This is a genomic window from Pseudoalteromonas simplex (assembly GCF_015278155.1).
Classification (GTDB): domain Bacteria; phylum Pseudomonadota; class Gammaproteobacteria; order Enterobacterales; family Alteromonadaceae; genus Pseudoalteromonas; species Pseudoalteromonas simplex.
Genome location: NZ_JADILN010000005.1, coordinates 62,809 through 85,299, shown reverse-complemented (window position 1 = coordinate 85,299; position 22,491 = coordinate 62,809). Strand labels below are relative to the sequence as shown.

Here is a 22,491-nt window from a genome sequence, read left to right as displayed (position 1 = left end):
TAGCGTTTAGTTTATACCCAAAAAAGAGAAAGGTACACCCTGTAGTTTACTTTTTTATTAGGCACAAAAAAACGCAAAGCATTTTCGCTTTGCGTTAATTTAAGGGTTTAAATCGTTTTTTACTTTTTCGTTAGTAAAGAGGCTAACTCTTCAAGGTTTTTAACAATGTAATCTGGTTGCTTTGCCAGTGGGTAAAGCGCTTTACCGGGCCTTGCGATAAACGCTGTTTGCATACCCGCTTCTTTAGCGCCTGCTACATCCCAGCCGTGAGCAGCAACCATCAAGGCTTCGTGAGGCGCTACATTTAATTGTTCAAGCAACCACTTGTAAGCGCGCAGATCGGGTTTATACACTTTAATATCTTCAACACTGTAACGGTGAGTAAAGTATTCTGTTAAGCCAGCATGTTGAAACTGTGCTTTTACACCGTTATTTGACGAATTTGTAAAGCTGACTAGTTTATAGTCTTGCTTTAATTTCGCTAATGCTGGTTTAACATCCCTATGCGCAGGTAAAGATAAAAGCGGTGGTACAATCGCTTGTTTTGCTTGCTCGTTGGTTAACGAAATTTGATTATTACTTGCCACCATCATCAGTGCTGCAACACCGATTTCACCAAAGTCATGATAATCATTCGATACCGTACTTACTAAAGAGTGGTGAAGCATTGTCGAAAACCAAAGTGGCAATAGCTGGGTATTGCCATCAAGCGCTTTAGCGACTGAGCTTTGCATTTGTTCAAGATCAAGCAAGGTTTCGTTGACATCAAACACAATTACTTTTGGTTTTGCTTGGTGTTGAGACTCTGCCATTGTGCCTCCCGAGTAAGTTAGGGTTACCAATAAAACTAGACTAAAAAATACTTTTTTAAACATGATTTAGTGCCTTAACTGCGTTAAGAACATCTAAAGGCTCTGCTCTTAGAGTGTAATCTTCATGGGCAAATGCAAATTGAATTACCCCTTGGCTATCAATAACGTAGGTTGCTGGTAATGGTAATTCGTAGCTTTCGTCACCATTGACTTTTGGAATATCTAAACCAAGTTGATCGTAAACAGGGATCAAGCGTTCATCCAAAGTGAATACCAAACCACACTTTTTAGCCAATGAGTTAGACACATCAGAAAGCACCATATAAGCTAGCTCGTTTTGCTGTTGGGTAGATAGTGATTCATCAGGTAACTGAGGCGAAACAGCAACTAACTGTGCATTTTGATCAGCAAATGCTTGTTGCATATTGTTAAGTGCACGTAGCTCTAAATTACAATATGGGCACCAGCCACCACGGTAAAAACTCAGCACAAGCGGGCCTTTAGTTAGCAGTTCAGTCGAGCTGATTTGTTTGCCCTTGCTGTCGGGTAATTCAAATGCTGGAAACTTATCACCGACTTTTAAAGCATGTCCACTTAATTGTTCAGCAATTAGTTTTTCAGTCGTTACATCCATCAAATTTAAGATATCAGCTGGGACATTGGCTTTCTTTTGCACTTCAAAGGCGTCGATTTGGGTTTTTAAAGACATACATGCTCCAATCATTTTTTACAATTAGTAGCAAGTATAGAGTTTTAAATATTTATATATACAATACAAAACTGAAACCTAAATTCGAAAATATTGAATGAAAGCCATGTACAGTTTATGTGATTTAGAAACCTTTATTGCCATAGTTGAAAACCAAGGTGTAGTTGCCGCCGCTAAAGCTCAGGGCCTCTCACCAGCTACGGTAAGTCATCGCTTAAGTAAGTTAGAAAAAGCATTAAGTACTGTATTGTTGTTTCGTGATAGTCGGCGAATACGCTTATCACCAGCAGGAGAGCTGTTTTATCAACGTGCTGGTGCCATTTTAGAGGCCTTGTATGATGCAGAGCATCAAATTGGCGCACGGGGCTCAGCAGTGACAGGGCTTTTAAGAGTTACTATGCCGCCTTGGGTCTTCTCAAAATTTGTGATGCCTGAGCTTGGCCACTTTGAACAGCAATATCCCGACTTAAAGCTCGATTTTATGATCACAGATCAATTCGTGAATATTGTGGATGATGCCCAAGATGTGGCTATTCGAGTTGGTCAGTTAGCAGATTCAAACCTGCTTTCTCGTAAGCTGGTTAGTAACTCTCGTATTTTGTGCGCAGCACCGAGCTATATTGAAAAATATGGGCAACCTAAGTCGGTGGCTGATCTTAAAGACCATTACTGGGTGTGTTTGCCATGGCAGCGACAGCTTAAATTTAGCGAAGGCGGACAAGTCATTAATTATAATGCGAGAACGCGTTTTACTGTCTCTAATTCAGATAACATGACACAGGCTGCGATTGCAGGTCATGGCATAGCGATTAAATCTTATATTGCAATTAAAGACGATTTAGCCGAAGGGCGGTTAATTGAAGTACTCCCTAATAGCCTAGTTGATGCTGATGCACCAGTGTGGTTTTTAAAACCACAAAACAGCCTAGTGACGCGCAAAACAGAGGTTTTTTATGAGTTTATGAAATCTTTGTTTACTTAAGGTACAAAAACTTAACAAATGGCTTGTAATTAAACTGAAATCTCGTACCCTAAAGCAATAAAAATATAATAAAGGTGAGTTAAGGATGACAGAACAAACTGGGGTTATCACCGCTTTTACCGAGATATCGAGCAAGCTTAGGCGCTTTGTATCGCGAATTGTCAGCCCTGATGATGTAGAAGATATTGTACAAGAAACGTTTATAAAAAGTTATGAAGCTGATCTTAAGCAAAATATCGAATATACTCACAGTTACATGCTAAAAACAGCTAAACATTTAGCGCTGAATCACATCGCTAAATGGGACAATAAATACAAAGAATCGTTAGATGAACAAGAACAGGTTGAGCATCATATGCGTTCAATGGCACTTGAAGATGAAGTGACTTCTAAAGAACGTTTTTTGTTTTTTTGCCGAGTAACTAACGAATTAAGCCCTCAGGTTAAAAAATGTTTTATCTTAAAAAAAGTCTATGGCTTAAGCCAAAAGGAAATTGCAGCTAAAATGGATCTCAGCGAGAGTACTGTTGAAAAACATATAGCCAAAGGCTTATTACATGTTCACCGAGCAATGAAATCACACGATGTACAACCCCAGGCATTTACCCCTACCACAGAGTTCACTGCAAAAGAGGTGAGCAAATGAGTAATGTTCATCCATTTTCATCAAAAGACATGATTCAAGAGCAGGCGAGTCATTGGATCAGTGCAATTGATCGTGGCTTATCTAAAGATGAAGTAAGCCAATTACATATCTGGGCTCATCAAAGTATGGCTCATCAAGAGGCACTGTTTGAACTTGCGACCTTGTGGGATGAAATGAGTGTGCTTAATGAGTTAAGTAGCTTATTTCCTTATAAAGCACCGCAAAAACAACCTGCTGTATTTGGTATGTCAACCGCAGCCAGCTTTTTAGTGGTGATGTTGCTTGGTTGTATCATGCTTATCTATTCAAGCTATTGGCAAAGTGAAGAAAATGACTACGCCAAATTTAGCAAAATTTACCGCACTAAAGTGGGTGAGCAAGCTGAATTTGTGTTACCAGACAGCACTATTGTGCAGCTTAATACCAATACTAAACTCGAAGTTGCCTACTCAGGCGATCGTCGTCAATTAATTTTGAGTCGCGGTGAAGGGCGCTTTAATGTTGCCAAAGATCCGAGCCGTCCGTTTACGGTTATTGCTGGTGATAAATCATTTACTGCACTTGGTACGGTGTTTAATGTTCAGCGAAATACCGCTTCAGACTTAGAGCTAGTGGTGACCGAGGGCAAGGTGATGATTGCTGATCCTGGTACGCAGGTTGATGCTAGCGACTTTAATCGTTTAAAAGACGCCTCAGATAACAGTGAAGATATAAAAGCGCTTCGCGCTAATGTTGTTGTATCTGGTGAGAAAGCACTGATAAAACAAAGTAAAACAGAACCAATTAAGCAGTTATCTGTTGATGACGTACAACGTGATTTGGCATGGCAACAAGAAATGCTGATTTTTAATGGCGAGTCTTTAGACGAAGCTCTGCAAGAGGTGAGTCGTTATACCGCCACACGTTTTGAATTAAATGATCCAGAACTTGCCTCTTTAAAAGTGGCTGGCGTGTTTAAAACTGGTGACATTAAAGGTTTGCTTGATTCTTTACAGGTCAACTTAGGTGTAGAACATCAACGTTTAGGTGAACATCGTGTTAGCTTAACTATCGCTGCAAAAGGTTAGTTCTGTCTATGAGAATACGCCAATCTAATGATGTTAATTGTGCGCCACTTTCTCGTCACAAAAAATTAATTAAGAAAAAGTTAAATTTACATAGCGGATTTTTCTTCCTCACTTGTTTGTTTAAATTGCGCAGTAAGCAATTGCCGTTGTTACCTGCCTCTTTTGTTATTTATGGCCTTACAGCAGGCCAAGTAGCAATAGCGGCTGAAAAACAAATGCTGCAATTTGACATCAAAGCGCAACGAGCTGATTTGGCGTTAATCGAATTTGCAAAGCAAACCGAACAAACAGTCATTTTTTCTTTCGAATTAGCAAAGCAATATCAAGCGCAATCAGTGTTTGGTTTTTACACCAAACTTGATGCACTGAATGCGATGCTAGAAGGCACTGAGCTCGATGCGGTTGTTGATCAACAAGGCTTGCTGAGTATAAAACTCAAACAAGTAGATAGGATAGATAATAACATGATCAAAGTATCAGGGGTCAGCGCTGCAGTCGTGCCATTACTGCTTGCCGCCAATACGCAAGCGTTAGCAGAAGATCAATCAGCAGAACAAAACATCGAAAAAATTGCCGTTGTCGGTAGCCGTGTAGCAGGACGCTCGGTTGAAGATTTACCGGTTCCGGTTGATATTTTAAGTGCCGAAGCACTCGAGAATACAGGTCAAACAGAAGTTGGCCGTATGCTTCAGGCTATTGCACCGTCTTTTAACTTTTCAAGCTCGTCTATCAGTGATGGTACTGATGCACTTCGCCCTGCAACATTACGTGGCTTAGGGCCAGATCAAACCTTAGTTCTTATCAATGGTAAACGCCGCCACCAAGCGAGCCTTATTCACATTAATACGTCAGTAGGTCGTGGTACGGCGGGTACCGACATGAATGCTATTCCTGCTGCTGCAATTAAACGTATTGAAGTATTACGTGATGGTGCTGCTGCGCAATATGGTTCAGATGCCATCGCAGGTGTTATTAATATCGTATTAAAAGACGCTGAAGAGGGCGGTAAAGCGGCTATTAATTACGGTGAGTACTCAGAGGGCGATGGCGAAACTGTAACTGTTGATTTCAACAAAGGTTTTGCTTTAGGTGATGAAGGTTATTTAAATACCACAATCAACTACCGTGACCGTGCGCCGACAAACCGTGCTGGCCTTCATGGCTCATGTCAATTTTACGGCTGTACTGAACTTGATGACGGTACGCTTTTAGCAGGCGACCCTCGTGAGTTAACAGCACCTCGTGATACGTTTAGAATTGGTGATGCAGATTCACAACAATTTGCTCTAACTGTTAATACTGGCTATGAGCTTGCTGGTGGTGAGCTATATGGCTTCATCACTTATTCAAATCGTGAAAACGAATCAGCTGCGTTTTTCCGTCATAACGCAAATGCTAATGGTAACCCTGTATTACAAGATGGTGATGCAACCATTCCTATGGGTTTCTTACCGAAAATTAATACTGTCATTGATGACGTGTCTTATAACTTTGGTTATAAAAAATCGTTCGATAATGACTCAAGCATTGATTTATCGTACACCTACGGTGAAAACAGCATTGATTACACCACAAGCGACACTATCAACGGCTCTTACGCTAACTACCTTCGTTATGACCAAGGTTTAACGGCTGATGAAATTCGTGCCACTATTCCGCGTTCAGCGTATGCATATGGCCTTGAATTATCACTGCAAACTTTAAATCTTGATTACACAAAAGATTACGATAACTTCTCATTAGCACTAGGTGCTGAGCTTCGTACTGATGAGTTCCGTATTCTTGAAGGTAGCGAATACGCATACCGTGATTACGATACAGTTGATGGTGTGAGCATCTATTCTGGCTTGAATGGCGGGGTTGGTAGTGTTGACGCTGCAAGCGGTACGCAAGGTTTTGGTGGTTCAGATCCGGCATCATCAGTTGATGAGTCGCGCGATGTGATCTCATTCTATATGGATGCAGAAACCTATGTTATCGATGATGTAATTATTTCAGGTGCGGTACGTTACGATAACTACAAAGGCTTTGGTGATACCGTTAACTTTAAGTTAGCAGGTAACTGGTCTGTCACTGAAGATGTGTCTTTGCGTGGTGCATTAAGCACAGGTTTTAGAGCACCTTCTATGCAACAACTTTACTTTAATAACGTAAGTACTCAGTTTGTTGTAGGTGATGATGGTAGCTTAGTGGCTGAGCAAGTAGGTACGTTCAGAAACGACAGTACTTTAGCGCAATCAATTGGTATTCCTAAGCTAAAAGAAGAGAAGTCACAAAACCGCAGTTTAGGTATTGTGTATAACGTAACCGACAATATCAATTTAACTATTGATTACTACTCGATTGATATCGACGACCGTATCGTTATTTCAAACCGTTTAGGTAAAGGTTTATCAGATACGCTAGATGCTGCACTTGAAAGCTCAGGCGCAGGTGCGGGTCAGTTCTTCTTAAATGGTGCAGACACAGAAACAGAAGGTGTTGATTTAGTTGCCACATGGAACACAGAAGGTCTTGGCGGTACGCTAGATTTCACCTTTGCTGCTAACTTTACTAAAACAGATGTAGTTGATTTATTCACGCCATCAGGCAGTGGTCTTGAAACTATTCCGGTAGAAGATGTGTTTTCTGCCCAAGAAACGTCAATTATCGAAGAATGGCAACCTGAAGACCGCATTAACTTAAGCGCGCTTTACCGCTTAGAAGATTGGACTGTAAACCTATCTCTAAACCGTTACGGCGAATACACAGTTGAAGATGGTGGCCGTCAAACATACGGTGCTGAAATCTTAACTGATGTTAAAGTTAACTACTTCTTTAACGAAAACCTGTCATTTAACATTGGTGCAAATAACTTATTTGATGTTTACCCAGATAAGAACACCATTGGTAATTCACGCTCGGGTACGATTGTTGATGCTAGCGGCAACACAATTGTTTCAAGCCCTGGTGTATTCACTTACTCACGTCGTTCAGCACCATTTGGTTTTAACGGTGCGTACTACTACGTAGGTGCAGAGTACAAGTTCTAAACTCCCTTTAGATTCCTTTATTATTTAACTTGCAAAGGGCCGTTAGGCCCTTTTTTAATGCAGTCATAAAAACTTCACTTTTTTTATCAACATAAATCCCTAATAATATCTGGACTAGACCAGATTTTAGGCGATATTAAAAATGAATGAATATTTACTGTTAACTCCTGGCCCATTAACAACATCGGATACTGTAAAACAAGCGATGTTAAAGGATTGGTGTACATGGGATGACGATTATAACTTAGGTGTTGTACAGGCTATTCGCAGCAAACTTGTAACTTTAGCCACTAAAAGCAATGACTATACGTGCACATTAATGCAGGGCAGTGGCACTGCGAGTGTAGAAAGTGCTTTAGGTAGTTTAGTCGCAAAAGAGCATAAGTTATTGATAATAAACAATGGCGCGTATGGTAAACGGATGGCAGAAATTGCCCAGTATTTAGGTATTGACCATTGTGTTTTAAATTACACTGAAACGCAGCTACCAAGCTGTGACGACATTGAAAAAACACTCTTGAGTGATGAAAACATTAGTCATGTTGCAATGGTGCACTGCGAAACGACGACCGGCATGCTAAACCCAGCAAAGCAAGTGGGCGAACTATTATCACGCCATAACAAAGTGTATATTTTAGACGCAATGAGCAGCTTTGGTGGCGTACCGTTTGACTTAGCAGATTGGCACATTGATGTAATGATTAGCTCATCTAATAAGTGTATTCAAGGTGTTCCAGGTTTTGGTTTTGTAATTTGCAAACGTGACTTAATTGAAGAATCACAGGGGGTTGCACGTTCGTTGTCACTTGATTTACATGCACAGTGGCAGTGTATGGAGAATAATCAAGGTAAATGGCGTTTCACATCTCCTACACATGTTGTACGCGCATTTCATCAAGCTCTAATTGAATTAGAACAAGAGGGTGGTATTGCAGCACGTCATAAGCGTTATAAAGACAATCAGCAACTTTTAGTCACTGCGATGAGAGAGTTAGGTTTTCAAACGCTCTTAGATGAGAGCTTACATTCACCGATTATCACCTCATTTTATTCTCCAACAGCGAATGGGTATGACTTTAAAGAGTTTTACTTGTTGCTTAAAAACCAAGGGTTTGTGATTTACCCAGGTAAGGTGTCAGATGCTGACTGCTTCAGAATTGGCAATATTGGTCATGTGTTCGAAAACGATATTACACGTTTAATTGAGGCAATATCAAACAGCAGATATTGGTTATAAAGAATGTTCACCCGTGTAAAGGCTTTGTTTAACAAAGCCTTTTTTCATTTATTGCCTTAGTGACCTTCTACAGTCATTTCAATAGCATTATGCAACCAATACTCAACATTGTAATCCACTAAACTGCCTAGTTCATCAAAGCGTTTACGAATAACTTTTAAACAGGGGGTGCCACTATTTTTTTGCAATACCTGTGCTACATCGTCAGGAAGGACAGTCACACTAATCGCGCACTGCTCATTAACTACATTTGTTGCGTATTGATTTGCCATTATTTGTGTTATCGAGCCATTTAGGTTGTGCTCAGCAAGTCCATCAAAACGCGCAGCATCACAAAAAATATCTTCAAACATCACTAAGCGCTCATCAAGGCTGCGGGCACGTTGCAAATGGTGCAAAGTTGATGCAGAAAATTCTGCTTTTAAATCATGATTGCTAATTTCTTGATGGCTAATAACTTGGGTATCAGCAACAAAGCCTTGTTGTTTTGCAAGTTCATAAAAGTTTACTTTAGTGGCAGGGTTCCACTTAAGTTTTGTTGGTGTTACAAACCAACCACGGCGCGTTTGGCTATAGATCAATCCTTCAGCTTCTAAACGAAGTAGTGCCTCACGGACTGTAATACGGGTCGAGTTAAATTGTTCTTGTAACAAACGCTCAGAAGGGAGTTTGTCACCCGTGTTCAGAGTCCCTTCGCTTAGTAATTGATGTATGTAATTTCTGATTTGTTGATATAAAAGCATACGGTGCCTTTTTGCTAAATACAGCTTTAGCTTAACTGATAATAAAGGGATTTATAACGTTTGATTATGAAATTAAATAGTTATCTAAGTAATCTAGCCAAAAAGAAAGTGGTTCAATATGCATATTTGGATCTTTTGCACAGTCGTCAAGTTCTCTTAATTGTAAAATTTCTTCAAAAAATGGCTGGGCTGAAAATTGATTAGCTTGTTGTAACGACAAAGGGCCACCTTGTTGTTGCAAGGTGAGTGTACTGGCAGGCGAAAGTGTTTGCTCATAACCTGCATTCTTTGCGACTAAATAGCGTTTAGCTTGAACATGTTGAGAAACCATGGAAACGACAGCATCATTAAAGTTATTTTCTTTTAAAAAAATAGCGCCAAGCTCACAGTGATTTACATATCCTTGCTTGGTCATAGTGAGATTTTGCTGCTGTGCGATTAAATGTCCAATATCATGTAAAAATGCAGCAACGACAGTATCAGCGCTTAATTTTTGCTGCAATGCAAGCCCAGCGCACTGGGCTGCATGAGAATACTGAGTACAAATTTCGTCATAGTGTTGATAGCCAAACTGCTCAAATAAATAACGGATCTGTGTAATTGTTTGTTGGTGTGTAATGGTCATCTTAAAAAAGCTCTACGATTTCATATCAACTTTTCCTGCGCTGCCTATAAAGCTGGCAAGATACGTATCTATTGGATTTACATGGGTGTTATTGTCTTCTGCTCGTTCTTTACGACGAATTGCATTACGAATTAGGTAAGCGCCGACAGTTCGAAAGGGCTCAACTACAAAGTTGTCTAATGCTTGATTTACAAGGCCACAGTGTTGCCAAACAGGTGCATTTTTTAAAATTAAAGCACACAGAATATTTGCCCCTAAAAAAGACTGTACGACGCCATTACCAGAATAACCCCCGGCGTAGATAACGTTTGCTTGATTATTCAAATGTCCAAAAAACGGAAAGCCTGTGACACTTCGGTCAGAAGGGCCTGTCCAAGTTCGATCAATTTCAAAATTATGGTTAGGGAAAAAGTGTGATAAAGAGTTATTTAATAGCATTTGATAGCGACTCGGCTGCTCAAATTTATCACTCATTCTGTTTGCGAAGCTAAAATAATTTCCGCCTTTGCCAAGCATTAATCGACCATCAGTAGTGGTTCGGTAATAGTTTACAAAAATGCGGGAATCTATTATTGCAGCGCCATGATTGAGGCTTAAATGCTTTAGCGTTTCAGGCATCGGTTTAGTAATTGCCATATCGCTTGAAACCAGCACGATATTACGTTGAAACTGCGGCTTTAGGGTAGGGAGCCACGCATTAACGGCAAATACAAGATGATTAGCACAAATATTACCTTGGTTTGTTTCAACATTTAGAGGGGATTGTCCGCTATGTGCTGTGTACTGGCACTGTTCAATAATTTTAACGCCTAAACTTTCAGCGACCTGTTTTAAACCACGAACTAATTTTGCCGGCTGAATACTTCCACCATGAGGTGAATAATGACCGCTAATATTGGCGGCTGATCCTGTATTGATAAGAGCTTGAGTATCACAGTGTTGCCACGCATTAAGATTGTTATCCTCAAGCATTTTTATTGCGGGGGCTAACAAGTGCTTTTGTGCTTCATTTGAGGCGGTGTAATAACAGCCATCAATTCGACAATCGCAGTCGATACCATTCTGACGAACAAACTCTGCAATTTGATGAACCGCTGACTCAGACTCTTTGACTAAAAACAGTGCCTTTTCGAGACCGACTAACTTACTTAAACTGGGCAGCTTAGTTGACCAAGTTAACATTGCACCGCCATTTCGCCCTGATGCACCTTGCCCGCAATAGCCTTTTTCAATGATGGTAACTTTTAAATTAGCTTGTTGCTGCTTAAGTTTGATAGCGGTCCAAAGGCCTGTAAAACCACCACCTATGATACATACATCGCAATGGTGCTTTGTAGGTAATGAAAGAGGAAGCGCATTGGCTTCCTCTTGCATTGCGTTATCAAACCAAAAAGGTTGAAACTGCATTATGGGCGCTCCCCTCGGCTTAGTTTTGCATCAATTTCCATCAAAATAGTTTCAATATCGGCCAGCGAGTCAACTACGAAATGCGCACCTGCAGAGTACAAGCTTTGGTAAGCCTGGCGTGTCAGTTGTTGCTTCTGTTCAGCACTACAAGCTTGCCACTCTTGCTCTGTTAAGCCAACCGCATTACCGCTTAATGCGAGGCCAATTGTCCACATGCCGGCATTCAAACCTTCTTCGATGCCGGGGGCTGAATCATCAATTTTGATACAGTTAGCAACTTTTTTAATGCCTAAAGCATTTACATTTTCAAGAGCCATCCAAGGGCCAGGGCGAGAACCGGCTTTAAGGTCGTCACTTGCTATCCAATGATCCGGTTGATAGCCATAGTCTGCAGCGGCACTGACTAACACTTCCATAACTTGGCGAGGGTAGCCCGAACAACTGCCTACTTTGATGTTTTGCTGTTTCAAGCGATTGATCACTTCAAGCGCACCAGGAATAGGCATTGCTCTGTCTGCTACTTTTGCCTTTTGCAATGGCATGAAAGTTTGATAGATGTGATCAATATCTGAGTCTGACATTGCTCGGCCAAACTGTGAGTGCCAGCGTGAAGCAACTGACTCCAATTTTCCAAGTGTGGCAATGTGATCCCATTTTCCCATACCCATTGGAATACGCGCTTCAGCAAGTGAAATCTCAAAGTCATAAGCTTGTTTAAATGCTTCAACAAAAATGGTAGTGGGGGCAACTGAGCCATAATCCACGACAGTTCCAGCCCAATCTAAAATGATAGCTTCTATGTTTTTCATAAGATTCTCTTTTAATTGTTTCAGGTCACAACCTGTTTTGAGTGATGAGTTCGAATAGGGGATAAACGTACTGTGAAATAACACAGTGAACATGCAACTAAAGCGGCGGCAACAATGCCAACTAAGTAACAAGCGTTAATAAAGAAGTTAAGCCAACTGAGTTCAGGCATAGCAAATGTTCTGTACAGTAAAATACTGACAGAGCCAAGATAGCCTGCAGAATCAGCAAGATAAATTAAAAAACCAGCATTAGCGACAGAGCCAACGGCAGAAATCATTCGGTCAAATAGAAAACAGTTATACGGGATGTAACTGATATAGAGACCTGAGCCAAGTAAGACCATCCACGCTTTTGCGGATATCAAGTTAGCTTCAAAAGCAAAGGTACTCGACAATAACAAAGCGGCACCGAATAAAATAAAGCCGTGATTGACATAAAATGCGGTTTTGTTGTTTTTTACCAAAACCATCGCGCCTAATGCGATAAGGACAATAAATGACATTCTGATCCCCGCGTAGGCGAAAATGGCAGGTTCTTCACCATGGCCAAGAGCTTGCCAAATTTCAGCTGCAAAATTGTCACGGAAATCACGAAAACCAGTAAACAGCATGAAGCTTAAAATGAGGCTGCTAATACCAAACCAATACTGTTTAAAAAATTGCCAACGAGCTTTGCCATCCATAGGTAAGCGTTTTTGTCTTGCTTGTTCGTCCTCTGTTGTAGGTTCTGGAATGAGGGTTAAGCATTTAACACTAAACAATAGCAGCGGGAAAAATAGCGCACCTGTTGCTGCAGGCATCCAAAGTTCAGGTACATTTAGTGTATCAATAAGCCATTTGCCTACACTGCGAACAAGCCCTGATGCCAATATAAAAGTGACACTCAAAATAGCGCCTAGAATTTCACTGGTTTTTCTTCCTTCAAGAAAGCTAAAAACAAGTCCCCAAATCATGCCTAGTGAGAGGCCATTAAAAAATAGCCAAATAACATTTAACCCAATCGGAGTGATAGCAAATAACACCAGCGATATTTCTGCAGCGGCAATAAGGCCAATAATTGTTAAACCTCGTTGCTGATGCTGCATCTCTGAAATAACTTTTATGCCAATAAATTTAGCGCATAAATAGCCAAAAACTTGCGCCAAAATCAGTGCAATCTTAAAGCTTATCTGCCAACTCGGATCGTCGAATTCAGTGTAACTATTTGCAGTGAATGGCTTACGAAATGCGTACATAGAAAAGTAAGTGAGAAATGCAGCACTGGCTGCAAATAACACAAAACCGGTTCCTTGCGCACGTTTAAGCCAATTAGGGTGTGAAAACATTAGGTATCCTTTGCGGGGCAATGGCCCCGCATACAACTCAAAAACTGATTAGAACTGATAATTAATGCCAACCATGCCGCGTACACCGTAGTACTCTACTTGTAGAGGACGGCTTTCATCGCCTAGGTAGTATTTAAGAGGCTCGTTGGTTAAGTTATTCAGTTCGAGGTAGACTAATGCGTTTTTGTTAAGCTGATATGACGTGGTAAAGTCAACGCTTGTATTGTCGCCATAATAGCTATCAAATTGTTTGCTGCTGCCATGCTCTTCAATGTATTCACCTTTGAAGTTAACGGCTAATCGAGCTGCAAAATGCGTATTATCGTAATACACCGTAAAGTTGTAGAGACTATCTGCTTGGCGAGGAATGGAGACTTTGTCTGCGCGATCTGGAATTGTCATTTCTGAATCCATGAAGGTCGCATTAGCCATGATGCCAAAGTTATTTAGTTCAGGTGTAATAAACCCTAAATCACGATTGAACGCGACCTCGAGACCTGCAAGCCATGCGCTATCGCCATTTTCAGGGCGAATAATATTAACCCCAGTGTTATTGCCGAACTCTCCTATAGAGCTACTTTGAAAAATAGGATCGGTAATATCTTTATAAAATACCCCCAGAGAAACTAACCCTAAGCGGTCAAAGAAGTATTCAGCCATTAAGTCGACATTATTTGAATAAGTCGGCTCTAAATTTGGGTTACCAGAAGTTAATTCGTTGTCTGCTTCTAAGTAAGTTGCGCCTGGCGTTAATGAGCCAAAGTCAGGACGAGCAAAAGAGCGAGTTAATGCAAGTCGATAATTGGTTTGACTGTTAGGGTGATAGGTTAAATGCAATGCAGGTAACACAGACAAGTAGTCATTGTTTGCTTTAACGCTTTCGACTTTATCTTCATCTGCAAGGTAAATATAACCGTCAACCTCGGTGTCTGTTTGAGTTAAACGAAGACCTGTTAGCATTTCCCAATTAGCATTAATGGTATATGTTGCCATACCATATAAAGATGTATGTTGTTCATTAACATCAAAGTTTCTGCCAAGTGCTCCACCATTTTCGATTAAAGCAGATTCACTCTTATCAAGGACAAACTTGTCTTTATTGTTATTCCAAAAATTCGCTAAGTCATCAGTACTAGCAACTTGCGAAAACTGACTTTGATAATCGTAAGAAAGCTCGCTTAAATAGTCACTTCGCCCAGGTTGGTCGGCTAATGCAAAATCACTCAGAGTAGGGGCTGCGCCATAGTTTACAGTATCCCATGCATAAAATTCATCGCTGAACCTAGCAACGCGTTCTTTATCGCGATACTTTGCGCCTACTTTAACAATAAGATCATTATTGAGTTGCCACTCAAAGTCTAAAGCGGCAACAATTTTATCTTTTTCATTCACCTTAATTTTATAAAGTTCGACCCACGATAAGCCCATTTGGCTTGGGTCAAACGAAAAACCACTTGGTAGATGAGTACTGATTTGATCCCATGGATCTGAACCACCATCAATCGTGTTATAAGCGTAGTTTTTGCCTGTATCTCTGTCTTCAAGGCCTTCGTAACCGACATTTTTTTGGTCAAATCGAACTACAAAATAACTGTTATCTTCACTGTTAGGCGTGTTGCCATACCTAAATTCGTTTTCATAGCTAGATAAAGACCAATTTAATGTTTTGTCGTAGCCAAAGAAATGCTCACCAGCAAACTCAAAGCCCGTCATTTCTGTTATGAGCTCATTTCTAATATGTTGTAGCTCTGCTCTGTCTTTATCAAAACGCATACGATGCTTATAATGCGTTTCATCGTCGATTAGTGTGCCGTACATGGCACTAGCACTAACATTGCCTTGTTCTAGCTGGTATTCAACAGAACCATTTAAACCGTAAGTTTCACGAGTTCCGGTGTAATCTCTTAGCTCTAAACGATAAATACCTAAACCATCATTTCCTCGACGAGGCTCAAAGTTATCTGTTGCCCAGTCGCGTTGCCAAGCCGTTGCGTTAATTAAAAAACCTAACTTGTCATCTAAGATGCGATCGCCATAAAGTAAGTTGGCAGAGTAGTTATTGCCATCAGCTAGTTCGTTTTGACCGAGTGCTAAATTGGCATTAAATACAAAATCATCGGGTGCTTTTTTGGTTATAAAGTTAACGTTACCACCAATAGCATCTCCCTCCATCTCTGGCGTTAATGCTTTTGATACCTCTACAAATTCAATAAGCTCACTCGGGAAAAAGTCAAACGCAGTGGCGCGGCTGGTGGTTTCTTCTTCTGCAGTTGGTAATCGGTTGCCATTGATAGTTGCAGAGCTCCACTGGGCAGGTAAGCCGCGAACAGCAACAAATCGGCCTTCGCCTTGATCGCGCTCTATAGAAACTCCAGGGATGCGTTGAACTGCTTCAGCTGCGTTACGGTCTGGCAACTTACCGATGCCATCAGCCGAAATAACATTTTTAATATTTTTAGCATTCTTTTGGCTATTGGCCGCAGCCATTTCACCACGTTGAATTTGACCAACAGCAACGATTTCTTCAATGGTGTTAGCTGAATTATCCATCACAATAGGATTCAGAAATTTAACCTCATTGTTGTTTATCTCAACATCAACAATCTGGCTGCTATAACCCATATACGAAACTTCAAGTTGGTAGCGACCTGCATCTAATTTAGCAAGCTCAAACTTACCATCATAATCAGTCACCGTTGATTGATTTGTGCCAACGACTTTAACCAAAGCACCTGGCAAGCGATTACTATGATCTGTGATAGAGCCTTGAATTTTTGCATCAGTGGCAAAAGCGCTATGTGCCGATAAAAATGGGTAGCTGCACAAAAAAACAGCTGTGCTGAGTGTACGTCGTTTAATCATCTGTTGAGCCTCTTATTTTTAAATTTATCTGGACTAGACCAGATTTGTTACAGACAATAATAGAGAGGCTTTTTTACAAAGATGTGACGGTTTTTTATTTTTAATATTAAAAGAGGGTCAAATGACCCTTTGAGATAAGTTATAAAGACGTGCTTATAGAAATTGGCACATCTTGATATTGTTTTATTTTATCAAGCAAGGTGACTAAGGTTTTGTGGCTGCTTTGCTCACTTGCTGTTACTTGCACGTTGGTCATTTCAAACTGTGCGGCAAATAACGCAAGGTTAGCGATTATTTGCTCTGGTGTGATAAGCCGGTTTGCAAAATAAATACTGTCGTTTTCAGTGATAGTAAATTGCGCTTGTTTTTTAGGGTTTTCAAGGCTTGGTTTTGCTAAAGGGCGATTCACTTCAATAGCGCGCTCTTTAACAAATGAGGTTGTGACGATAAAAAATATCAGCAAGATAAACACAATATCGAGCATTGGAGTCATATCTACATCAGCGTTTGCAGTGGTTTTTTTATGTTGTTTCACCATAATTAGGTCCTTGTTGTTTTTGACCAAGCCACAAAATTTACGATTAAGTGGACTAGCCATAGTCGTGATTAATACCACGGATTATTTTTAAAATGCTGGGCGCCACAGCAGTTTTTAGGATCCTAAATTTAAAGTTAGCAGCTTTTAAAAATAAGGTGGTTAAATAAATATTCTAAGTTTATTAAATGTTTGTAGCGTTTTTGTAGGTAAAAATATTTATTAGCTTTGATGAAATGATTTTCAGGTTAGTCTGGTCACTTTTGTTGGAACTAAGTTTAAAGGATGGATAAATGCTAAAAATTAAGCCTTTAGTTTGTGCTATGTGCCTTGTTTTACCAACAGCAAGTTTTGCTGAGCAACCAGTAAACGGGCAAGATTTTATTAATTTATTTGAAAAGCTGTCAGGAAAGCAGCCCGGTATCAGAAAAGGTCACGCCAAAGGTGTTTGCGCTGTTGGCACATTTACACCTAATCAAGCAGCAAAGCAGTATTCAATTAGCCCTTTATTTAATGTGCCATCAAAAGCAAATATTCGCTTTTCTATGGGCGGGGGGAACCCTCATGCTGATGAAACATCACGTTCTCCACGCGGAATGGGGGTGCAATTTGTGCTAGAAAATGGTGATGTACACAATATTGCAGGGCTAACTACACCAGTGTTTGCAGGCAACAGCCCAGAAGCGTTTTTTGGTTTGCTAAGTACCTTATTACCTGACGAAAAAATTGGGCAAATCGATTTTGCAAAAGTAAAAGCATACAGAGAGCAAAACCCGAGTACCTTAGGGCAATTTAATTGGCTACAAAGCCATAACCCGCCAGCATCGTATGTATCTTCGCGTTATTTTGGTGTGCATACCTTTTACATGGTTGATGAAAAGGGCGCTAAGCATGCCTTTAGATGGACCATGGTGCCAGAAGAGCCTGAACAGGTGCTAACTGAAGAGCAAATGAAAACCTTCCCTAAATCTTTTCTGGCTAAGCGATTTGAAGAGGATTTAGCGAAAGGGAAGGTGCATTATCGTTTTCAAGCAGAGTTAGCCGAGCCAGGTGATGCGTTAACTGACCCTTCAGTGCAATGGCCTGCTGATCGCAAAACAATTAATTTAGGAAAGCTCACTATAGAATCGACAGGTGAATCAGGTTGCGATCTCACTAATTATGACCCAAACCTGTTATCTAAAGGCTTTATGCCAAGTGATGACAAAGTACTTAAACTACGCTCAACAGCCTATGCAATTTCATTTGCGAAGCGTTTAACGGGTCAATAAGTCTTAAGTGTATCTGTCAGGTTTGATTAAAAGGAATTAAACCTGACAGGTTATATGAGTTAGAAGCTGACAGTGGATAAACTCGTTTTTGTTCCGTTTAAAGTGCTTGTTATAACAATTTACCTAGCCATTCAATTCCACCCGCAATCCAGTTAAATAAACTAGAAGATATAAATGCCATATTTTTTAATGTATTTTTAATACCAAATACAGATTCCCAAACAGTGATCATAGTTAACAAAAGTATATATTGATTTGTTCTCGATTGAAGTAATTCCATTTTCTTTTGGATGTACATATGATCCATCCACTTATTATTATCATCTTCATAATCAGAATATCTGACAATTCTTTTATGATTCGCATCGTACTGGTAAGTAATAAATAAATGGTTATTATTTTTAGGCTCAATATCTACATAACACCACTGCATACCCTCTAAATAAATTGTTGCTCTATCTATTTCAATATAGATTTCTTCATTTGGATTTAAGGACCTCACATACTTCTCATCTTCTTCCATATATTGAAAATATTTTTCATTTAAATCTTTGATACCAGCAAGTGTGACAACTGCTTCTGGGCTTGGCTTAGTATCAATGTTTTTAATAGTTATTCCCCATGAAAATGGTTCGCCTTGCACTATAAAAGCATGGTTTTTAAATCTTTTAGACTTGTTAACAAAGTTACTGGTTATTAGTAATTTGTGCTGTTCTTGAATTTCTTTTTGTTCTTCTATTGGGCTTGAAGATTGACTACTCACGCAAACTCCCTTGTTGTTATCCGCCGCATTAAGTGGACTAAAATTGTTGGTTATAATTTAAAGCGAAGGGGAAACTAATTAACCGTTTTTGTTCCGTTTAAATGCCTTTTTAAATTTTGGTATACTTAATAAGCGTTGAGGATGGGATTAGTTTTAAACTAAAAACTTGATCCATGGATGTTTTTGCTGACAAAACGGCGCTTTTTATAGGCGATACTTCACTCGTGATTGAGTGGTTTTTTGTAGCTAAGATTTTGTTGAGCGAATTGAATAGGTAAGTCGTCCTCATCATCTTAAATCCATCATCAAATTTCCCAAGCCCTTTCTGTTTATAGTAACCTTCTACTTGAGAAAATCCTACTTGCCGATACAAGGCTAAATTTGAATATGAAACTTTATTTGAAACTTCATCACCATCAACTAACAAGTTTTCCTTACCATTAATTGTTGCGGGCATAATTTTTTCAAACTCAATATCCGGCTCTTTGCCAAAGAGAAATATCTCAATATGTGAATCTAAGTTTGAAGATTTATCATGAAGAATGCTTAAAGTGATTTCACCTAGTTTGTGAGGGATTTCTGTAGGAATGGATACAAATAAATACTTAAATTCTTTAGGTTCTAGATGTATCGGATAGTTAATTTTCTGAGAAAATTTAATTGAACTCCCATCCATAATTATATCTGCAAAAAATGGAGGAGTAAGTTTATCATTTGAAGTAATTTTATCATTAACCACTAAATTTAACTCGGTAATGTTGATTCGCTCATTACTTTGGTTGTTCAGTGATATCTTTTGCCAAGTAGCTAATTGATGCACTCTAGGAGGAGATTTTTCAGGTCTCATTACTGTATGGACATAACTAAACTCATGCATGAAACTAGAATCAATATCTAGCTTTAAGATTTCACCGTGGGAATTAGCTTTTGAGTTTCCCTCAATTTCAGAGTTCAAGGACTCAAGTGATGCAGGACTAAAAAAATATACAACAGAAAAAACAGCCAAAGCTCCTCCAGCTCTCAACCAGTTTCCAAATTTAAGCTCGATGAACCCTGGGAGTACCGCAACTACCCCTCCTGCTGCTAAGGCTATAACTATCCGAAAAATTGTATATTGAAAACTAGAAGGGTTTGGCTCGATAAGAGCTATAGCCAAAATAGATATTACGAATACCACACCGAACGTAAACGCAAGAATAGTTTGGAGTTTTTTACTCATTTGTTAGATACACCATAGTTGATAAAAACATAATATTTTAGTATTTATGCGACACGCAATGTTGCATAATCGCTTGTTGGACTGAGCCGCTACCTGCTCGGTGTGTCAGAGTTGGTGTTGTTTATGCTAGGGAATTAGCTTTTTGGTGGTTCTGATTTTCCTAGCTAATTTATTCAGCTTAGCTAATGTTTTATAAGCTTTCCCTGCATTGCTCAGCGCTTATTATGTACTCATTAAAACTAAACTTGCCTTAATAAGCAATTATTTTTTACGCACACAGAGGCCGTTAGCCTGAGCAATTAAGAAGGTTAACTAATTGATTTTAAGCACCTACCTAGCCGCTAACTCGTTCGGTCTACTTTAATCGTTGTTACATCTAACTTGAATATGCCAATTAACCGTAAGATACCTGCTTTACAATGCTGACAAGACCAATGCGGTATCAATAACATTGTTTCTGGCTTTGTCTGCACTAGTTTGCATTTGTTTGTTAATTGAGCTTTTATTAACGCTAACTTTCGCTTGCGACGTGCGTTAATAAAAAAACGTAGTGGCGAATGAGCATAAACCTTTTTGGCAATGTATCTACACTTGTGATTTACAGCAAGGTGTGAATTTTGCTGTAAGCTTGCTAAGTAAAATCTTCTAACTCATTTTGGGGCATAAACGAGTCATGCTTGATGGTCAGTAATTATAACTTAGCGGAACTTCGGTAAAGCTTTCACTTCGGATGGTGAATTAGTCAGTTGCTGTCTTTCAATTGATGTTCACACCTAACAGTTAAACTCTTAGAATAGATACACACCGCTTATCTAAATCTAAATAGATAAAAGCCCAGCTTAACTGGGCTTTGCACTCTCACAATTTAATGCTTTTTCATTTTACTCATTTCAGCATGACAACTTTGAATTGTCAGCAGGGTTTTTGATAACGCGGCTTCACAATCATGGGGTTGTGGCTTTTTAAGCGCGTGCTTGATTTCGGCTAGTGTTTTATCTTCAACTTCTTCAAGCTCGCTAACATAGGTGGCGTTTTTGTCGGCACCCAGTTTGGTGATTACTGATGTATAAGCTTTTCGCGCTTCTACAGCAAAGTCAGAGCCATTTTCGCGCTCGCCATTTTCGTTAATAGCATAAGGTTGTAAGCGCTCAACACTTACTTTACGCGCATCTATCATGCGTTGAAATAAGGCAATAATGCTTGGGTCGGTTACTTTTTCCTGTGCTTTTTCATAAAAATCGATACCGCTATTCATAACTTGGATGATATCTGCAATATGATGAACGTCTTGTCCTTGATGAGTATTCATAATGACCTCTTTTTGAATATTAAAAACAATGCAATTAGATACTTGCAAAGCATATTCCAGTTCATCACTTAAATATAAAGTTATTGTATTTCAAATGGTTACTGGTTTTTATGAGAGGGTGACTGCTGATAAGCTAAGCTAACACTTTGCTTATCAGCAATAATTACAATCTGGTTGGTAAAATCTTACTTAAGCTCGTCGGCTACTTCTGCAACCTTTTGGCGTAACCAAATATGGCTTGCATCACGGTGTAATAGCGGGCTCCAAATCATATCGAGCTCAAATGGCGGAATAGGAAATGGCGGCTCAAGAATTTTCAGGCCCGGATCATCTAAATAAATATTTGCGGCTTTTGAAGGCAACGTTGCAACCAAGTTTTGTTCTTTCGCTAAGTGAATGGCTACGTGGTAGTTACGGGTAAAGGTGGCAATATTACGGTGTTTACCAAAGTGAGCGAGTGCCTCATCTACCCAACCTAGCTTTTGCACATCTTTAGGGTCCATACCCACACCTACACCAAAGCCTGTTTTACTTACCCAGATGTGGCGCGCTTTTAAATAGCTGTCTAGGCTGAAGTCTTTGATAATCGGGTTATCTGCTTTTACTAAGCAGCAAAAGCTGTCTTTCCATATTTGTTTATAGTGAAACGATTGCGGTAAGTTTTCAAAGCGGTTGATAGCCATATCTACCTTACCGTTTTCAACATCGTGGAAGGTGACATCACTTGGGGTCAAAATATCGAGTGTAGTATCGGGCGCTTCTTCGTGTAATTTACTTAATAAGCGTGGGGCAAGAGTGCTAGCTGCATAGTCACTGGCCATGATACGAAAAACACGTTTACTTTGTGATGCTTCAAATTCGCGATTTGGTGCAAGTGTTTCTTCAAGGGTCATTAAAATGCCGCGGATCACCGGCTGCAACTCTTTTGCGCGCTCTGTCGGTACCATACCTTCGCTGGTACGCACTAAAATAGGGTCGTTGAATAAATTACGGAGTCTTTTTAGGCCATTACTCATGGCAGGTTGGGTAATGCTTAGCTGGTTAGCAGCTTTAGTTACATTACATTCCCTTAGTAAAGTATCTAGGTAAACAAGTAAGTTTAAATCTATTTTACTTATATTCATTGTGTGTCCTTGGT

At 39.7% G+C, this 22,491-nt stretch carries 19 protein-coding genes and 1 pseudogene; 6 read left to right on the top strand and 14 right to left on the bottom strand.

Annotated elements, in window-relative coordinates; translation table 11 throughout:
• Positions 1–119 precede the first annotated feature (119 nt).
• Both IRQ78_RS11835 and IRQ78_RS11830 read right to left on the bottom strand, forming a co-directional pair.
• On the bottom strand, positions 120–812 hold the full coding sequence (locus tag IRQ78_RS11835; RefSeq protein ID WP_194442319.1) for a haloacid dehalogenase type II: 693 nt from the start codon (positions 810–812) through the stop codon (positions 120–122).
• A gap of 55 nt (positions 813–867) precedes the next feature.
• A complete protein-coding gene (locus IRQ78_RS11830; protein ID WP_194442318.1) occupies positions 868–1,521 on the bottom strand; it encodes a peroxiredoxin-like family protein in 654 nt (217 codons plus the stop codon).
• 106 nt (positions 1,522–1,627) lie between these two features.
• Here IRQ78_RS11830 and IRQ78_RS11825 point away from each other — a divergent pair, with 106 nt between their 5' ends.
• The 5 genes from IRQ78_RS11825 (at position 1,628) to phnW (ending at position 8,485) form a co-directional block, all read left to right on the top strand.
• Positions 1,628–2,503, top strand: a complete 876-nt coding sequence (locus IRQ78_RS11825; protein WP_194442436.1) for a LysR family transcriptional regulator — start codon at positions 1,628–1,630, stop codon at positions 2,501–2,503.
• An 85-nt stretch (positions 2,504–2,588) separates the two neighbouring features.
• Positions 2,589–3,149 (top strand): RNA polymerase sigma factor, encoded by a 561-nt coding sequence (locus tag IRQ78_RS11820; protein WP_166339329.1) that lies wholly within the window; start codon positions 2,589–2,591, stop codon positions 3,147–3,149.
• Positions 3,146–4,216, top strand: a complete 1,071-nt coding sequence (locus IRQ78_RS11815; RefSeq protein ID WP_138618222.1) for a FecR family protein — start codon at positions 3,146–3,148, stop codon at positions 4,214–4,216. The genes IRQ78_RS11820 and IRQ78_RS11815 overlap by 4 nt, the downstream gene beginning before the upstream one ends.
• A gap of 125 nt (positions 4,217–4,341) precedes the next feature.
• Positions 4,342–7,248 (top strand): TonB-dependent receptor plug domain-containing protein, encoded by a 2,907-nt coding sequence (locus IRQ78_RS11810; RefSeq protein WP_375185787.1) that lies wholly within the window; start codon positions 4,342–4,344, stop codon positions 7,246–7,248.
• Between the two features lie 142 nt (positions 7,249–7,390).
• Positions 7,391–8,485: a 2-aminoethylphosphonate--pyruvate transaminase gene (gene phnW / locus IRQ78_RS11805; RefSeq protein WP_194442314.1), complete on the top strand. Its 1,095-nt coding sequence runs from the start codon at positions 7,391–7,393 to the stop codon at positions 8,483–8,485.
• A 56-nt stretch (positions 8,486–8,541) separates the two neighbouring features.
• On the opposite strand, the gene IRQ78_RS11800 is transcribed toward phnW, so the two are convergent.
• The 7 genes from IRQ78_RS11800 to IRQ78_RS11770 all read right to left on the bottom strand — a co-directional run bounded on the left by IRQ78_RS11800 (position 8,542) and on the right by IRQ78_RS11770 (position 16,794).
• Positions 8,542–9,228: a UTRA domain-containing protein gene (locus IRQ78_RS11800; protein ID WP_166339323.1), complete on the bottom strand. Its 687-nt coding sequence runs from the start codon at positions 9,226–9,228 to the stop codon at positions 8,542–8,544.
• A 64-nt stretch (positions 9,229–9,292) separates the two neighbouring features.
• Positions 9,293–9,853, bottom strand: a complete 561-nt coding sequence (locus IRQ78_RS11795; protein ID WP_194442313.1) for an HD domain-containing protein — start codon at positions 9,851–9,853, stop codon at positions 9,293–9,295.
• A gap of 12 nt (positions 9,854–9,865) precedes the next feature.
• Entirely contained in the window at positions 9,866–11,260 is a 1,395-nt protein-coding gene (locus IRQ78_RS11790) for an FAD-dependent oxidoreductase (RefSeq protein WP_194442311.1), read from the bottom strand.
• Positions 11,260–12,069: a phosphonoacetaldehyde hydrolase gene (gene phnX / locus IRQ78_RS11785; protein WP_166339317.1), complete on the bottom strand. Its 810-nt coding sequence runs from the start codon at positions 12,067–12,069 to the stop codon at positions 11,260–11,262. The genes IRQ78_RS11790 and phnX overlap by 1 nt, the downstream gene beginning before the upstream one ends.
• Before the next feature lie 20 nt (positions 12,070–12,089).
• Entirely contained in the window at positions 12,090–13,394 is a 1,305-nt protein-coding gene (locus IRQ78_RS11780) for a DUF5690 family protein (protein ID WP_166339315.1), read from the bottom strand.
• Positions 13,395–13,442: 48 nt separating this feature from the next.
• Positions 13,443–16,256, bottom strand: a complete 2,814-nt coding sequence (locus tag IRQ78_RS11775; RefSeq protein WP_194442308.1) for a TonB-dependent receptor — start codon at positions 16,254–16,256, stop codon at positions 13,443–13,445.
• Positions 16,257–16,395: 139 nt separating this feature from the next.
• The gene (locus IRQ78_RS11770) at positions 16,396–16,794 is read right to left on the bottom strand and encodes an ExbD/TolR family protein (protein WP_055021032.1); all 399 of its coding nucleotides are present in this window, start codon (positions 16,792–16,794) and stop codon (positions 16,396–16,398) included.
• Positions 16,795–17,084: 290 nt separating this feature from the next.
• Here IRQ78_RS11770 and IRQ78_RS11765 point away from each other — a divergent pair, with 290 nt between their 5' ends.
• Positions 17,085–18,062: a catalase family peroxidase gene (locus tag IRQ78_RS11765; RefSeq protein WP_194442307.1), complete on the top strand. Its 978-nt coding sequence runs from the start codon at positions 17,085–17,087 to the stop codon at positions 18,060–18,062.
• A 109-nt stretch (positions 18,063–18,171) separates the two neighbouring features.
• Here IRQ78_RS11765 and IRQ78_RS11760 read toward each other — a convergent pair whose 3' ends face one another.
• The 5 genes and pseudogenes from IRQ78_RS11760 to IRQ78_RS11745 all read right to left on the bottom strand — a co-directional run bounded on the left by IRQ78_RS11760 (position 18,172) and on the right by IRQ78_RS11745 (position 22,477).
• Complete coding sequence (locus tag IRQ78_RS11760) at positions 18,172–18,825, bottom strand: hypothetical protein (protein ID WP_194442305.1); 654 nt, start codon at positions 18,823–18,825, stop codon at positions 18,172–18,174.
• Positions 18,826–18,934: 109 nt separating this feature from the next.
• Positions 18,935–20,044, bottom strand: coding sequence for a hypothetical protein (locus IRQ78_RS11755; RefSeq protein ID WP_194442303.1), 1,110 nt, complete (start codon positions 20,042–20,044; stop codon positions 18,935–18,937).
• A gap of 341 nt (positions 20,045–20,385) precedes the next feature.
• A pseudogene (locus IRQ78_RS20905) lies at positions 20,386–20,624 on the bottom strand (IS91 family transposase); the annotation flags it as partial.
• Positions 20,625–20,909: 285 nt separating this feature from the next.
• Positions 20,910–21,353, bottom strand: coding sequence for a ferritin-like domain-containing protein (locus tag IRQ78_RS11750; protein ID WP_058584881.1), 444 nt, complete (start codon positions 21,351–21,353; stop codon positions 20,910–20,912).
• Between the two features lie 185 nt (positions 21,354–21,538).
• On the bottom strand, positions 21,539–22,477 hold the full coding sequence (locus IRQ78_RS11745; RefSeq protein ID WP_054554698.1) for a LysR family transcriptional regulator: 939 nt from the start codon (positions 22,475–22,477) through the stop codon (positions 21,539–21,541).
• Positions 22,478–22,491: the final 14 nt, after the last annotated feature.